This is a genomic window from Actinomadura fibrosa (assembly GCF_900659615.1).
GTDB lineage: Bacteria > Actinomycetota > Actinomycetes > Streptosporangiales > Streptosporangiaceae > Spirillospora > Spirillospora fibrosa.
This window is the reverse complement of record NZ_CAACUY010000220.1, coordinates 1-14,435: the sequence shown is the minus strand read 5'-3', so window position 1 is coordinate 14,435 and position 14,435 is coordinate 1. Positions and strand designations below refer to the sequence as shown.

At 71.0% G+C, this 14,435-nt stretch carries 15 protein-coding genes and 1 pseudogene; 5 read left to right on the top strand and 11 right to left on the bottom strand.

Going from position 1 to position 14,435, the window contains the following annotated elements; all coding sequences use genetic code 11:
* The 5 genes and pseudogenes from E1300_RS39440 to E1300_RS39420 all read right to left on the bottom strand — a co-directional run.
* Nucleotides 1-442 (bottom strand): annotated as a pseudogene (locus E1300_RS39440) (DUF2934 domain-containing protein); the annotation flags it as partial.
* Nucleotides 439-1,128 (bottom strand): GNAT family N-acetyltransferase, encoded by a 690-nt coding sequence (locus tag E1300_RS39435; protein ID WP_131762282.1) that lies wholly within the window; start codon nucleotides 1,126-1,128, stop codon nucleotides 439-441. The gene E1300_RS39435 and the pseudogene E1300_RS39440, both read right to left, overlap by 4 nt.
* 20 nt (nucleotides 1,129-1,148) lie before the next feature.
* A complete protein-coding gene (locus E1300_RS39430) occupies nucleotides 1,149-2,528 on the bottom strand; it encodes a cobyrinic acid a,c-diamide synthase CobB (RefSeq protein WP_131762280.1) in 1,380 nt (459 codons plus the stop codon).
* A complete protein-coding gene (gene cobO / locus E1300_RS39425; RefSeq protein WP_131762278.1) occupies nucleotides 2,522-3,136 on the bottom strand; it encodes a cob(I)yrinic acid a,c-diamide adenosyltransferase in 615 nt (204 codons plus the stop codon). The genes E1300_RS39430 and cobO overlap by 7 nt, the downstream gene beginning before the upstream one ends.
* 69 nt (nucleotides 3,137-3,205) lie before the next feature.
* Nucleotides 3,206-3,409 carry a vWA domain-containing protein gene (locus E1300_RS39420; protein WP_207400216.1) on the bottom strand — a complete coding sequence of 68 codons (204 nt, stop codon included), beginning with the start codon at nucleotides 3,407-3,409 and terminating at the stop codon, nucleotides 3,206-3,208.
* A 31-nt stretch (nucleotides 3,410-3,440) separates the two neighbouring features.
* Here E1300_RS39420 and E1300_RS50675 point away from each other — a divergent pair, with 31 nt between their 5' ends.
* Nucleotides 3,441-3,599 carry a hypothetical protein gene (locus E1300_RS50675; protein ID WP_207400214.1) on the top strand — a complete coding sequence of 53 codons (159 nt, stop codon included), beginning with the start codon at nucleotides 3,441-3,443 and terminating at the stop codon, nucleotides 3,597-3,599.
* A gap of 36 nt (nucleotides 3,600-3,635) precedes the next feature.
* On the opposite strand, the gene E1300_RS39415 is transcribed toward E1300_RS50675, so the two are convergent.
* Nucleotides 3,636-3,893: a hypothetical protein gene (locus E1300_RS39415; protein ID WP_131762276.1), complete on the bottom strand. Its 258-nt coding sequence runs from the start codon at nucleotides 3,891-3,893 to the stop codon at nucleotides 3,636-3,638.
* Between the two features lie 277 nt (nucleotides 3,894-4,170).
* On the opposite strand from E1300_RS39415, the gene E1300_RS39410 reads away from it, so the two are divergent.
* Nucleotides 4,171-5,772, top strand: a complete 1,602-nt coding sequence (locus E1300_RS39410) for a phytoene desaturase family protein (protein WP_207400213.1) — start codon at nucleotides 4,171-4,173, stop codon at nucleotides 5,770-5,772.
* Nucleotides 5,773-6,059: 287 nt separating this feature from the next.
* Here E1300_RS39410 and E1300_RS39405 read toward each other — a convergent pair whose 3' ends face one another.
* Entirely contained in the window at nucleotides 6,060-7,046 is a 987-nt protein-coding gene (locus E1300_RS39405; protein WP_131762272.1) for an endonuclease/exonuclease/phosphatase family protein, read from the bottom strand.
* Nucleotides 7,047-7,533: 487 nt separating this feature from the next.
* Between E1300_RS39405 and E1300_RS39400 the strand changes: the two genes are divergently transcribed.
* Nucleotides 7,534-8,049, top strand: a complete 516-nt coding sequence (locus tag E1300_RS39400; protein ID WP_131762271.1) for a hypothetical protein — start codon at nucleotides 7,534-7,536, stop codon at nucleotides 8,047-8,049.
* A 117-nt stretch (nucleotides 8,050-8,166) separates the two neighbouring features.
* Here the strand turns inward: E1300_RS39400 and E1300_RS39395 are convergent, their stop codons facing one another.
* Together E1300_RS39395 and E1300_RS39390 are read right to left on the bottom strand one after the other, a co-directional pair.
* Entirely contained in the window at nucleotides 8,167-8,775 is a 609-nt protein-coding gene (locus tag E1300_RS39395) for a hypothetical protein (RefSeq protein ID WP_131762269.1), read from the bottom strand.
* Nucleotides 8,776-9,219: 444 nt separating this feature from the next.
* Nucleotides 9,220-9,411, bottom strand: coding sequence for a hypothetical protein (locus tag E1300_RS39390; RefSeq protein ID WP_131762267.1), 192 nt, complete (start codon nucleotides 9,409-9,411; stop codon nucleotides 9,220-9,222).
* Between the two features lie 665 nt (nucleotides 9,412-10,076).
* On the opposite strand from E1300_RS39390, the gene E1300_RS39385 reads away from it, so the two are divergent.
* Entirely contained in the window at nucleotides 10,077-10,766 is a 690-nt protein-coding gene (locus E1300_RS39385) for a hypothetical protein (RefSeq protein WP_131762265.1), read from the top strand.
* Nucleotides 10,767-11,179: 413 nt separating this feature from the next.
* Here the strand turns inward: E1300_RS39385 and E1300_RS39380 are convergent, their stop codons facing one another.
* Nucleotides 11,180-12,229, bottom strand: coding sequence for an amidohydrolase family protein (locus E1300_RS39380; RefSeq protein ID WP_131762263.1), 1,050 nt, complete (start codon nucleotides 12,227-12,229; stop codon nucleotides 11,180-11,182).
* Nucleotides 12,230-12,236: 7 nt separating this feature from the next.
* Nucleotides 12,237-12,377, bottom strand: coding sequence for a hypothetical protein (locus E1300_RS50670; RefSeq protein ID WP_165503195.1), 141 nt, complete (start codon nucleotides 12,375-12,377; stop codon nucleotides 12,237-12,239).
* A gap of 159 nt (nucleotides 12,378-12,536) precedes the next feature.
* On the opposite strand from E1300_RS50670, the gene E1300_RS39375 reads away from it, so the two are divergent.
* Nucleotides 12,537-13,733, top strand: coding sequence for an ROK family transcriptional regulator (locus E1300_RS39375; protein WP_131762262.1), 1,197 nt, complete (start codon nucleotides 12,537-12,539; stop codon nucleotides 13,731-13,733).
* The last annotated feature ends 702 nt before the right edge of the window (nucleotides 13,734-14,435 follow it).

The window sequence follows — 14,435 nt, the reverse complement described above, 5'->3', positions numbered from 1 at the left end:
ATGGGAAAGTCAACGCCCGCCGGGCTCGCCGTAAAGCGGGCGGAGGAAGGCCAGGGCCATCCGCCGCTTCTCCCCCGGGTCGTCCCGCCGCCTCCCACAGGTCGTAGGCGTGCCGGGCGGTCGGGGCGCGGGCCACCTCGGCGGCGAGCGCGGGGCCGCCGTCCATGTCCGAGGTGATCGAGCCGAGCACCTCCGCGGCGCCTCCGGTGCCGTCCGCGCCGCCGGTGATGGCCGCCTGCTCGTCCATCCCGGCGACCAGGACGACCTGCGCGAGCCCGTGCTCCACGGCGCCGCGCAGCTCGTCGAGGTCGACGGGGACGAAGCACGCGTCCGGCAGGCCGGGCAGCATCCGGCGGGCGGCGGCGGCCGCGCCGTCGCCGTACATCACGAGGGTCCGTCCGCCCTCCGCGGCCACGCGCGCCGCGGCGTTCGCTGAGATCATGTCCGCCTCTCCCCCTGGTCGTGGGCGACGAGCCTTCCGGAGGTGCGGCCCGGCCGCGCGGCGGACGCGCCGGGACCGGCCGAAGTCGATTCCCGCGCGCCGTCCGGGGCGGGGCCGGACGGGCCGTCCGGGGCGAGGTCGGGCGCGATCATGCCGAAGACGACCATGTCGTGCTGGACGCCGTCGGAGTCGCGTTCGGCGCCGCGCGCCACTCCCTCGCGGCGGTATCCGGCCTTCTCCGCGACCCGGATCGACGCGAGGTTGCCGGTCCGCGCCCGCAGCTCCATCCGGTACAGGCCGCGGTCGCCGAGCGCCCACCGCGTCACCAGTGCCAGCGCCTCCGTCGCGTATCCGTTGCCGCGCGCGTCCGGCCGCATCCCGTAGCCGACCTCGCAGGTGAGCTGCTTCCAGTCGACGCGGAACAACCCGATGGTGCCGAGGAGCCGTCCCGTGTCGCGTCCGGTCACCGCGAGGTGGATGCCGAGGCCGAACCGCTGCACCTGGTGGACGCCCTCGCGCAGGAACCACGCGAGCGGCTCCGCCTCCAGGACCGTCGGGAAGTTCGGCGGGAGGAACTCCTCCCTGCGGCGGATCACCTCGATGAGGTCGGCGGCGTCGTCCAGCCCGAACGGGCGCAGGACGAGCCGCGCGCTCTCCAGGCGCACGTCCCCCTCGAAGGCGCTCACGCGCGGCTCCCCTCGATCGCTCACCGGCAGGCCTGGACCATCCTGGCCGCGAACCCCGGCGACCCGGCCCAGTGCAGATGAAGGTAGGACGCGACGCAGGCGCCCCGCACGAACCCCTCCGGACCGGACGTGGACCACTGCCAGGCCGCCTGCCAGCCGTCCGCCGTCCCGTGGCCGGGTGCGGTCACGGTGCGGTGGAACTCGTGGCCGTGCACCCGCTCCCCCGTCCGGGCGACGACCGAGTCGGCCACCGCCACCGCGGCACGGTAGCCGAGCGTGAGGCGGGGGGCCATGGCCGCCGTCACGCCGTCCAGGACGCCGCACATGGGCGCGCCGTCCAGCTCCTGCGCGAGGTAGAGGAGGCCCGCGCATTCGGCGTAGACGGGCCGCCCGTCCCTGGCGAAGGCTCCCAGCTCCTTGCGGAGCCGCTCGTTGGCCGAGAGGTCCGCCGCGTACATCTCGGGGAATCCGCCGCCGATGACGACGCCGCGGGTGCCGTCCGGCAGCGTCTCGTCGCGCAGCGGGTCGAACCGGACGACCTCCGCGCCCGCCGCCTCCAGCAGTTCCTCGTTCTCCGCGTAGCCGAAGGTGAACGCGGGACCGCCCGCCACCGCGATCCGCGGCCGGTGCCCCTCGGCGGGCGCGCCGGCGGCGCTCGCGGGGTCCCACGGCGCGGCCGTCAGCGGCGCGGAGGTGCGGGCCAGCGCGAGCAGCGCGTCCAGGTCGCAGGACGAGGCGACCAGCGCGCCGAGCCGCCGGACGGTCCCGACCGCGTCCGCGTGCCGCTCGGCCGCCGGGACGAGCCCGAGGTGGCGGGACGGCGTGGCCGCGTCGTCGTGGCGGCGGAGCGCGCCGAGCACGGGCAGGCCCAGGTCCTCCACGGCTGCCCGGCACATGCGCTCATGCCCCTCCGAGCCGAGCCGGTTCAGGATCACGCCGCCGACGCGGACCGTCCCGAACGAGCGGAACCCGTGCACGAGCGCCGCCACCGAGCGTCCGGCGGCGGCCGAGGCGTCGACCACCAGCACGACCGGGGCGCCCAGCAGCGCCGCGACGTGCGCGGTGGACGCGAAGTCCCCGCCGCCCTCCGCAGTACCCGAGCCGGACGCGCCGTCGTACAGGCCCATGACGCCTTCGACGACCGCCACGTCCGCTCCGGCCGCGCCGTGGCCGAACAGCGGCACCACCAGGTCCTCGGACGTGAGCCACGGATCGAGGTTCCGGCCGGGGCGTCCCGTGGCGAGCGCGTGGTAACCGGGGTCGATGTAGTCCGGGCCGACCTTGTGCGGGGACACCTTCAGGCCGCGCTCCGCGAACGCGGCCATCAACCCCGTCGCCACGGTCGTCTTGCCGCTCCCGGACGCGGGCGCGGCGATGACGAGCCGGGGCACGGTCACCATTCGATGCCCTTCTGGCCCTTCTGCCCGCGGTCCATCGGGTGCCGCACCTTGCCCATCTCGGTGACGAGGTCGGCGAACTCCACCAGCCGCGGGTCGGCGTCCCGTCCGGTGATGACGACGTGCTGGTTGCCCGGACGGTCCCGCAGCGCGGCGATGACGTCCTCGACGTCGACCCAGCCCCACTTCATCGGGTAGGTGAACTCGTCGAGCACGTAGAGCCGGTGGGTCTCGGCGGCGAGGTCGCGCTTGATCTGCTCCCAGCCCTCGCGGGCGTCGGCCTCGTGGTCGGCCTCGCTGCCGGGCCGCTGGATCCAGGACCAGCCCTCGCCCATCTTGCTCCAGAACACGGGCCCGCCCTCGCCGGTCTCGGCGTGCAACCGGCCCAGCGCGAGCAGCGCGTTCTCCTCGCCGATCCGCCACTTCGCCGACTTGACGAACTGGAACACCCCGATCGGCCAGCCCTGGTTCCAGGCGCGCAGCGCCAGCCCGAACGCGGCGGTCGACTTGCCCTTCCCCGGCCCGGTGTGGACGATCACCAGCGGCCGGTTCCGGCGCGCCCTGGTGGTCAGGCCGTCATCCGGCACGTACTCCGGCTTGCCCTGCGGCATCTCACTCCCCATCCCTTCGCGCCCGCGCCGGGACGCTCCGTGCCCGTGCCAGGGCGCTTCCTGTCGGCGTCATGCGGCGCTCCTGCGCGCCCCGCGGACCACGCCTGCCAGCCCGTCCGCCGCCAGGTCGTCGAGCCGGACGGTCTCGGCGCCCAGCCGGGAGCCGAGCGCGGCGGCCAGCCCCAGCCGCACGGGCCCGGACTCGCAGTCGACGACGACGGACGCGCCGTTCCCGAGCGCCCCCGCCAGCCGCCCGGCCGCGGCGGCCGGCACGCGCCGCCCCACCGGCACCCCCGCCGACCAGGTGACCGATGCCCGGCAACGGGTGCAGCGGGCACAGCGCGAGGCCGAACAAGCCGCGCAGCGCGCCGAGCAGGCACTCCGGTTCGCCACCGAGCGGACCCGCCAGCTCCCCGACCACATGCCGCCCGAGCTGGACCGCCGTCCTCTCGACGGCTGCTGACCGCCGGCGCGGACCGCACCCGATCGGCGCGATCGGTCACGGCCGCGTCGGCGCCCGCGCGAGAGCCCAGACGGTGATCTCGCCGTCCGGTACCTGCGTCTCCAGCCGCCGCCTGCGGCGGGCCGCCTCCGACCACAGAGCGGCGGCCCGCCGGTGCAACTGGTCGGCGTACGCCCCGAAACGGCCGCTGAGCAGGTCGTCGTCGGTGCACCCGGCGGCCAGATCCTCGAAGCACACCGCCAGCTCCTCGGTCTGAGCCGCCGTCCGCTCCAGCCCGGCCGCCGTCCGCTCCAACCCGGGAACCAGATCCGGCGACAAGGCTCCGGTCCAGGGCGCCGATGTCACCACCATCCCAAGATAGACATCGTCGCGGCACCGGACCAAAGGCTCGACCACACTAGGCAAGCGATGCATCCGCCCCAACAGCACGCAACGGTCGCACGAAGTCACCAGGCACAGGCCGCCACCGAGCGAGGGCGTCGTCCGGCGGCCACACCCGCTCCCTGCGCGCCGCCGGACTCGCACGGGCGACCAACATTCTGGGTACCTGTCGTCTATGGAGGAGACACCTTTGACACAGAGCGGCGGCGCCCCGCCCACGGAAGCCTTCGACGCCGTCGTCATCGGCAGCGGCATCAACGCCCTCGTCGCCGCCGCGCAGCTCACGCGCGGCGGCTGGCGGGTCGCGGTGTGCGAGCGCGAGGACCGGCCCGGCGGCGCCATCCGCACCAGCCGCGAGGTCTTCCCCGGCTACACCGTGGAACTGCTGTCGAGCTGGCACCCCCTGTTCGTCGGAGGGCCCGCCTACGCCGCCCTCGCCGACGAGCTGGCCCGCCGCGGTGTCGTCTACCGCAACACCCCGCTCCCCACCGGCGTCGCGTGCCGCGATGGGGCGGCCGTCCTGCCGACCGACCCCGACGCGCTCACCGCCACCCTGGGCTCCGTCGGCGACGCCGAGAACTGGTCGGCGATGATGACCGAGTTCGGCGGCAAGATCGACCTGGCGTTCGGCCTGCTCGGCACCGACTTCTGGCGCCCCGGTGCGCTGCGGCTCGGCTGGCGGGCGCTGCGGCGCCTGGGCCGCGGGGGCCTGGTCGCGACCGGCGCGGAAGTCCTCGAACCCGCACGGCCCTGGCTGGAACGGACGTTCTCCTCGCCCGTCACCCGCGCGATGCTGGGCCCCTGGGCCCTGCACAACGGCCTCGGCCCGGACGACGCCGCCTCGGCCTTCATCACCAAGGTCATCGCCGCGGCCGTCGTCACCGGCGGCATGCCCGTCCCCGAAGGCGGCGGGGTCCGCCTCGTCGAAGCGCTGGCCGGAATCGTCACCGATGCCGGCGGCGAGCTCCTCACCGGTGCCGATGTCACCCGGATCTCCCTGGAGCAGGGCCGCGCCAGCGGTGTCCGGCTCGCTGACGGACGCCGGCTGCGCGCCCGCCGCGCCGTCCTCGCCTCGGTCACCCCTCGCGCCCTCTACGAAGACCTCTTGAACGGTGCCGCCCCCGCGGATCGTGTCCAGGCGGCCCGAGCCTTCCGGCACGGCCGTGCCGCCATGCAGATCCATCTGGCCCTCGACGAACCGCCCCGATGGAGTGACCCGGCCCTGGAGGGCGTCGCTCTCGTCCACGTCCTGGACGACCTGGACTCCCTGTCGGCATCGGTGAACGCCGCATGGCGCGGCCTGCTGCCCGAACGACCGACCATCGCCGTCGGCCAGCCCGCCACCGTCGACCCGAGCCGCGTCCCCGAGGGCAAGGGCCTGCTGTGGCTCCAACTCCAGGAACTTCCCCGCCGCGTCCGCGGCGACGCAGCCGGCGTCATCGACCCCGGCGATGGCACCTGGGTACCACGGCTGCGCGACGCCTATGCCGACAGGATCCTCGACCTCCTCCGTCCCCACATCACGAACCTGGACTCGGCTCTGACCGACCGTCTGGTGCTGGGCCCTGCCGAACTGGAAGAAATGAACGTCAACCTGGTCGGCGGCGACCCCTACGGCGGCGATTGCCGGATCGACCAGTACGCCCTGTGGCGGCCCCTGTCCTCGGGCACCGGCCACGCGACCGGCGTACCGGGCTTGTGGCACATCGGCGCCTCCACCCACCCCGGCCCCGGCCTCGGCGCCGGCTCAGGCTTCCTCGTCGCCGAAAGGCTCCTGCGCACCCGCCGATGAAAGAAGGCGAAGACTATGAGATTGCCGCAGCCTCCTGCGGCTAGCTCTCGTTCCAGTTGGTCGATCACCGACTCGTAGGCGTGGTGCGGGCCGATCCCGCAGGCACGGTCGCCGCTGGGGCAGACGCAGGCGAGCGGCACGACGACGGACGCCGTGCCGCTCGCACCCGGCCTACTTCCCTGCCCCGCCTGACGCCGCACCCTGGACCGCGAGTTCGCCGGTCAACTGCGGCAGGGCCTCCACCCTGCCGCCGGATGGTTCGTCCGGCGGCTGAGGGCCGGGGATGGTCACTGCCAGGTGGCGCCGCCGCGGTAGACCCGGTGGTCGGAGGTGCGCCGCTGGCCGCCGTAGAGGCTGTCGCCTTCGACAGCTTTGAAGTCGGCGGCGCTGAGGAAGATGTAGTCGATCTTCTTCACCGTCGGGGGGTCGGTCCTGTCGGTGGTGAAGGTGATCTCGCCGCTGCGGCCCCGGACGGCTCCCGCGGGCCAGTCCTCGGAATAGGCCGGGTCCGACTCGTCGGCCTCATGGAAGATGCCCGTGCCGCCGCTGTGGTCGTAGAACTTGCCCATGACGTCCTCCGTCGGCTCGGCGTTGAAGTCGCCCATCAGCACCACCGGCTTGTCCTTGTGCCATTCGGAGGCCATGGCCGCCAGCTTCGACGCCTGGAGCGCCCGCTCCTCCTTGTCCTTGGCGCCGAGATGCACCGAACAGGCTTTCACGGCGCGGGAGCCGATGGCGGTGTCGGAGCAGAGCAGGCGGTTGGGGTGCTCCGGGGTGCCGATGTCATAGGGCTCCCGGGTGGCGGACTGCTTGGAGAAGAGCGCCATGCCGAACTTCCTGCCCACGGAGTCGTCGTAGTTGTCGCACGCTCCGCCGGTGCCCTTTCCACTACTCGCGTACGTCGCGTGATACCCCCTGGCGATCAGGGCCGCGCGGATGGCGCGGTACTGGCTGTAGCAGACCTCGTTCAGGGTGACGATGTCCGGGCCGTAGTTGCTGATCGATTCAACGATCTGGGCCGCCCGCACGGTGACCTCCCCACGGGAGTCGGTGCCGGGCAGGTAGTTGTGCTCATTCTGGGGGTCTTCCCAGCATTTGTTGCCGCACATGTTGAAGTGCCAGAATTTGAGGTCCGTGCTGGCCTGAGCCTCCGGGCTGGTGAGCGCCACCTGTGCGGTGAGCGCCACCTGCACGGTGAGTGCTAGCACGCCGAAGGCGGCGACCAGATAGCGGAGCCTGCGCCTTGTTCCTGTCACGGTGATGGTTCCTCCCAAGTGTGCGGTCTCGACAACCCCGCAGAACCTTCTGGCCCTCACGACGAGGTCGCCGCCCCCGTCGTGACCATTGCGCCAACAAGGAGCTGACGTGCATGAAGGACTCCTTCATGATCATGTCGACGGTCCTCACCGTAGGCGTGCCGCAAGGCGGCTGGCATCAGTAACCCGACCAGCCCCGGTCCAGGCCGGCGGCAGGCTCTGTGGCGAGCCTCGGTCTGCCAATCAGGCCAGCGTGCCGCCAGTGCCCCGCTGGCGACGCCTCGTCCGCCGATCTACCTGTCAGGAGTTAACGATCGTGCCCATTGCACTGCATCGCCGCAGCGGCCACAACGAGCAACCACCCGCTGCCCGGGGTCCGCACCGTGGGCTGTTGAGCACGAACGTGCCCAACTCCGTGGCCGAGTACTCGACGAAAACAGCAACCTTCAACGGTCGGGCTCGTTGAACAGGACGTCCGCCGCCAGAAGTGATCGGGGAGCAACGGATGGGACGCGTTCTGGACGGAGTCGTTCTCAGTGCTATCGGCCAGGTCAACCGATTGATGTTCGGACTATCGCGCGGCAGGGTGGTGCTCGTCAGGTTCGATGGAGTTCCGGGGCTCCTGCTCACCGTCAGGACCCTTGCTGAACCCCTCGGGAAAACGGTGAGCGTGGCTTGTCTCCCCGACGGCGATCTCTACCTCGTCCTGGCTCATCCGCTGGAGGCAGCCGAAATCATCGCGTTGCTGGACGCCAGTACGGGCGTGGAGGCGGCGCGCGGGCCCGACGAGACCGCTGTGCCTGCTGACATCGATGCGCTGACCAGCCCGGCTGAACGCGCCGTCGCGATGAGGCGGGTCCTGAGCCGGACGAGCATGGAGACCAGAGTGGAAGTCAGACGCCTCGCACTGACCCCTGTCGCTCAGCTTCGCCTCCACCGTCCCTTCCGAGAAACCAGTCACTCTGAACATGCCGTCAGCGTGGTCATGCAGGACGCCGGTCCCACCCCAGGCCCTTGCTAGAACACACCCTCCGATCGGAGAACACCGTTTCAAGACATGCGGCGTCCGATCCATGACCGAATGCGCGACGGGGAGGTCAGGTCAGCCGGTCTGCCGACGCGGGGGCGAGCGCCTTGGTCAGCTCGTCACCCAGAGATGTTCGCCACCACTGCCGACGAGCTGGTAAACGGCCTCGACAGTGGCGGTGGAGGCACAGAGAAAGGACCCGCCGCTCTTGGTCACCGTCCCGTTGATGACGACGGCCAGGTGCTGGAGCGGGTTGCCGGGGTTGTAGACCGCGCCGACGAGAGCACCGGAGTAGACGCAGTTCAGGCCTGACACCGTCATGCTGATCGTGTAGTTGCCGATGGTGATGGTGCCGTCCCGGCCGTAGGCGACCGGGCTGTAGGCCACGGATCCGCCGGACCACGGCAGGTTCTGGGCGGTCATAGCGACGGCGCCGAGGCCGCCGGTGCAGCCGCTGAACGTGGCCGACGTGATGTTCAGGTTGGTGCCGTTGGGGTTGATCGTGCCACTGTGGACGGCGGAGGTGCACGTAGTGTCGCCCAGCGAGTTCGTGACCCTGATGTCGCGCAGATTCGTCATGGTCACGCCGCCTGCATAGAGGGTGCCGCTGATGCTGCCGCTGCGAATGCTCGTCGTCGCGGCCGACGCCGGCGACATCGTGAGAGCGAGGACGGAAGCCATTCCGGCCCCGATGAGCGCGAGACTACGGATACGTGACACCTGTGGATCCTTCCGCCGCGAGGTGCCGAGGGGTGGTTACGGGACTTATCTCATCTCCGGCCACCAACGACAAGTGCGTCGCGCCAGCACGCCGAGGGGATGAAGCGTTCTGCCTTCGGTGCCGACCTACGCCACCTGGTGTCCGCGTCCGGTACCTGTGTCAGCGCGAACAGGGCGGCTCACCGCCCAAGATGGCGCATGTGGCTAGGTCTTATGGCGGGCATCCCCCGGTGACCACGGAGCCTTCCGGGTTTCGCTATCTCATGACGGCCACCGGCTTCGGTCGGCCGACCCCGCCGAGGGACCCGTCTTGCCGCGCACGATGAGGTGCTGCTGCGCCTCACCGTCGGTTCTCAGTGGTGAGGCGGCTGAGCGGCGACGGCACCCTGACGTCCAGGGGTCCCTGGCAAATCCCGGAGCACCTCGGCAGCCCGGCCCGCTCCGTCAAAGCGCCCCGGCGTCACGAAAGTCCCGGACCACCCACCGATAGGCCGCAGCCAGGACGAAACGCTGGAGGTCGGCCGACTCGCAACAGACCGACACCGAGATCTGGCGCCGCACGTTGGCCGTGGCGGCGAACCACAAGCTGAGCGCCACCTTCCCCAGAACGACGAGGGCGGTGTCCAGGTCGGTCATGCGGGTGCCGTTCAGCAGGTCGGCCGCTACCGCGGCATGACCAGCCGGGACGCCTCGTCGGCGGCGGCCTTGGCGTCCGCGATCTGATCAGGGTCGCCGGCGCCGATGGCGGCCCGGTACGGCCTAGGCAGGGGTGATCTTCGGAGCGAGCTGGGATCTGAACGACTCGGGTGTGGCCACGGCGCCGGCTGCACGTTGTCATAGGCCTGCTTGGTGGGCGGGCGTGTTCAACCTGACAGCATGCGTGGTGACGCGATGTTCTGCTCGGCAGCGTGGAGAGCTCGCCGGTGGCGGGAGGTGCGTCGGCTGCGGCGAAGGTGGTCCTGCTGCGGGCCGCCGCTGTCCTCGTCGTGTGGCCGGAGTGCGGTGCGAGCTGGGTGGCGGGTGCCGAACGGCAGCCGGGCGCGATCTTCTGCAGCGGCGGTGCCGGACCAGCGCGTGGCGGCGCCGGAGAGCCGTCAGGATGGGCGTCACGGTGACCCCCAGTCGAACGCCTAGGAAACCGATCCATCGGTGTGTCTGACTTGTGGAATGTGCTTTGTGATCGTTCGCAGGCTTAAGCCGGGCAGGGCACGTGGGGCTCGGTCCGGTTCAGACGCCGGGTGTCACTTTTCGGCCAGCTCAAGACGTGCACGCCTCCGCGAGCCGTGAATACACTGACAGGCATGACCGTGGACCGGCTGATTGGCATTATCAGCCTGTTGCTGTCGATCTTTTTCTGGCGTGTGTCGTACTCGACGGTGAGGAAAAGGTTCCCGGCCGGGCGGTCTCTGCCGAGTGCGTCGAGCTCCGCGACGCCCCCGCTCACAGGCGGACGTCCCGGTTACAGCCCGACGTTCCCTTCGTTCAACACGCCGGCCGTCTCGGCGACCACTCCGGAAAGCCGAGCACGCGCGCTCAGGGCGGCGTCGCGTGCGCTGGCCGCCATGTCCGCATCCGTCCCGGCGCTAACACTGCTCTACTCGTTCTCCCATGCATACTTCTCCTCGGGCAGCGCCAGGACGCCGCCGTTGGGCGCGCTTCCCGCGGCGCTCTTCGCGCTGGGCTTCGTGGTCGCCATGCTTGTGCTGATCACGCTGGTGGCGAGCGGCCAGCAGTGGGCGATCACCTGCGCCCGCGCCGTCAGCCTGACCGTGCAGGTGGTCTCGGGCTTCCTCGGAGCGTTTCTGCTGATCGTCTTCGTGGCCTACCTGCTGCACGCCATCGGGCTCGACCTTCCGGGGATCAGTTTCTCCGGACCTGCCCGGGCCGGAGGCTTCGTGAGCCTCTTGGTCGCGCTCGTCGTGATAGTGCCCGCATTCCTGGCGAGCACGGTGGCGCGGACGCGACTAGCGACGATCACTGACGGCTGGTGAGTGCCTGAACCTGGCGTTCCGGAGGGCTCGGACCATGTGCTGGTGAGTGGGGGCTGCTACGCCTACGTCAGCGGCAGTTCCATCGACTACACCGACCCACCGGCCTGGCTGATCTTTATGAGCGCCCCAGTACGGAGCGAACTTCGTTGCTGCGAACACCACTATGACTGGGATGCTCGGTGGCAGTGCTACTTCTGGCGATGCGAAACAAACGTGATCAGCGAACGCCATGCGCCAACGTCGTGGCCGCCCTCATCCAGGGCGACACGAGCTTGGCTCAGCGTTCGCCATGGATGAGATACCGCCAGTTCTCCAGTGTGTTGGCGGAGGATCCTCGGCAGCCGAGGGAGTTGGCTCGCAGCCTTCCGGTGGCGAGAGTCGAAAATTCTTCCTGCTTGGGTTGCTTTTCGCTGCTACCGGAGTAGGCGCACGGCGTTGCTGCTGTACACCTTTTTCAGCACGTCGTCGGGTAGATCGAGTGCGGATATGGCCCAGCGTCCTTGGAGCGGGATCTCCTCGTCGGGGGCGTAGGGAAAATGCTCGTCGGCGGTCTCCAGGAAGCGGTAGTGCGTGGGATACGACGACGCCGAGAGCGGGAACGCGTCTGTGCCGAAGAGGACGCGGTCCGAGTGGCGGGTGAACAGCGCCCGGGCGGCGCGCGGACGGCGGCCGAGTTCGGCGAGCCTGCCTGCGATGTCGATGTGGAAGTTCGGATGCTCGTCCAGCATGCGCGAGACCCAGCGGAGGTCCTCGGCATGGCAGCCGACGTGCGCGCCGATGAAGACGGTGTGCGGGTGGGCGGCGACGAGGCTCTCCAGGGCGTCCATGAGCCGTTGGAAGGACGGAAGGCCGGGGCGGTCGAAGTGCCAATCCGGATGGGCCAGCAGTTCTTCGAGCCGTTCGTTGTGCCGGTCGGCGGGGTGGAAGAACGCCACCGGATCGGCGGTGTGGATGAGCACGGGCAGGCCGAGTTCGCCCGCTGCGGCGAAGACGGGGGCGAGGCGCGGATCGTCCGGCAGGACCAGGCGGCCGTCGGGGCCGGTGTACGTCAGGCCCAGCGTCTTCCAGACCTTCAGGCCGCGGGCGCCGCGCGCATGCGAGTGCTTCAGGCTGTCCACCAGCCGGCCGACGCCGTCGCGCTCGCGGAGCAGGCCCCAGTCGAGCTGGCAGAACGTGAGGAACCGGTCCGGGTGGGCGCGGTCGTAACGGTCGAGGTTGGCCGACAGCTCCTCTCCCCACATGCCGTCGAGGTTCACGATGGCGGCCACGTCGTGCTCGTCCATGAGGGCGAGCAGCCGTCCCACGTCCGGCGCCATCCATCCGCCGTCTCCGGTGAGCCAGCGGCCGAGGTGGTTGTGGACGTCGACGCATCGATACCGCGGGCGCGGAACATGGCTCCCGGGAATGGCGACGCTCAGGCGCGGCGCATAGTCGGCCAGTCGCAGGTCGTGGAGATCCGACATGGCCGCCTCAGCTGCCTTCGCGCAGGAGGCGAGTACATCCGGCGACCTTCGCCGTCAGCAGCGCCTCGTTCTGTGACTGCCAGCCGAGCTCGAACACCCGCGTGCGGGGCGAGAGACGGGCGGCCTCTCCGACATCGGTGCACGGCATCGGGTGCTCTCCATTCCGGGAAGTTATGAAGGAGACCATCATTAGTACACAGGCCGGAGGCCGATGGCAATGGGTGCTTTGCACTGGACTCGCGACCCGCCTAGGTTGATCGGGGGTGTCGTTGCCATCCCTCCCCTCCGTTCCGAAGGGAGCCTTCTGATGTCGACGGTGCCGCCGATGGGTGGCGACCTGTCCCGGTTACGGCAGCTCAACGCGCTGACCGTGATCAAGACGCTGCGCAGAGCCGAGGCGGCGACCCTGTCCGCGCTGGCCGAGCGCACCGGGCTGTCGCGGCCCTCCACCAAGGAGGTCATCGACGAGCTGAGCACGATGGGATGGGTGGAGGAGGTCCCCCCGGCGTCCGGCACGATGGGCCGGCCGGCCCGGCGCTACCGGTTCCGCGCGGACGGCGGGCACCTCATGGGCCTCGACATCGGCGCGCACAACATCCGCGCCGCCCTCGCCGACCTCGACGGCGGCGTCCTCGCCGAAACGCGGCGACCGGCGGACCCCGGCGCGCCGCTGGAGGACCGGCTCGCGGCGATCGAGCAGGCCGCCGCCGCCTGCCTCGCCCTGGGCGGGCTGACGACCGCCGACCTGTGGGCGGTGGCGGCCGGCACCACCGGGCTCGTCGGCCCGGAAGGCCGGGTCGTCATGTCGGCCTCGATCCCGGCCTGGCGCGACCTCGACCTCGGCGGCCTGCTCGGCGAGATGTTCCCCTGCCGGGTGCTGGTCGAGAATGACAGCCGGCTCGCCGCGTTAGCCGAGACCAGGCGCGGCGCGGCGCGCGACGCCAGGGACGTGATCTTCCTGCACGTCGGACGCCGCATGGGCACCGGCCTGATCATCGACGGCCGGCTCCACCGCGGCTTCGGGGCGGCCGCGGGCGAGATCGCCATGCTCCCCGAGGCGGGCTGGGAGGACGGGCCGGTGGACCTCGACGACGCCGCGATCGTCCCCGACGGTCTGCCGCCCGAGGACGCCGCCGGATTCACCCTGGCGGCCGCCCGCGACGGCGACCCGACGGCGCTGGACGCCGTCGCGCGCTTCGCCGACAAACTCGCCGTCGGCACCGCCGCGGCGGTGCTTCTCCTCGACCCGGAGATCGTGGTCCTCGGCGGAGGATTCTCCCGCTCCGCCGACGTCCTGCTACCGCCCCTGCGCTCTCGCCTCGAACGGGTCTGCCTGCGCATGCCGAAGCTCAGCGCGTCCACCCTCGGCGACGAGTGCGTCGTGCTCGGCGCCATCGACTACGCGATCGAGCACCTCGACCAACTCTTCTTCGCCCCCGACGCCCCGGCCCTGCGCCCGCCGGTCCGCCCCGCGACCTCACCATCGGGCCCCGCCCCCGCCTGAACCTCGAATGGTCCGGGCTGAGTCACGTGAGGCAGCGCGGACCGCTTCGCTATCCAGTCGATGCCCGGTGCGAGTGGCCGCCCGGATGCTCGCGCCCATCGTCTGCCGCGCGGCCAGTGCGTTCCGGAGAGCGACCGTCTTCCCAGCATCTTGTCGGATTGACCACCGCACCAGGCGCGTTCAGGCGATTAAATGCCTGGCGACCGGCCGGGGAAGGCGGAGGTGTGGGGGCGGCTCATCAGCGACCTGCAAGGGCGGCGGACGCGGCCGGGCTGATCTGCTGGCAGGTGAGTTCGGGCTCCACCATCGTCCGAGCCCACCAGCATTCCGCCGGTGCCCGCGTCCGTCCCGACCAGCAGTCCGAACCTCCCGCCTCCGATGGAGGCGAGCCCGCCGATCACGCGCTGGGGCGTTGGCGCGGCGGGCTGACCACCAAGGTTCGTCTGTCGTGCGAGCAGGGCCAAGAGGTGCTGTCCTTGCCGGTCACCGCGGGGCAGCGCGGTGACTCGCCGCGGTTTCGGCCCGTCTCGGAACAGATCGCCGTGCCGCGGAGCGGGCCGCGACGTCCTCGCGGCAGACCGCACCTAGGTCATGCGGTGGGCTTGAGGCCCTCGCGCCAGGTGGGGTGGGCCGGGCGCCAGCCCAGCTCGCGCTTGGCCTTGGCGTTGGACGCGCCGCGCAGTTCGGTCATCAGCACCACAC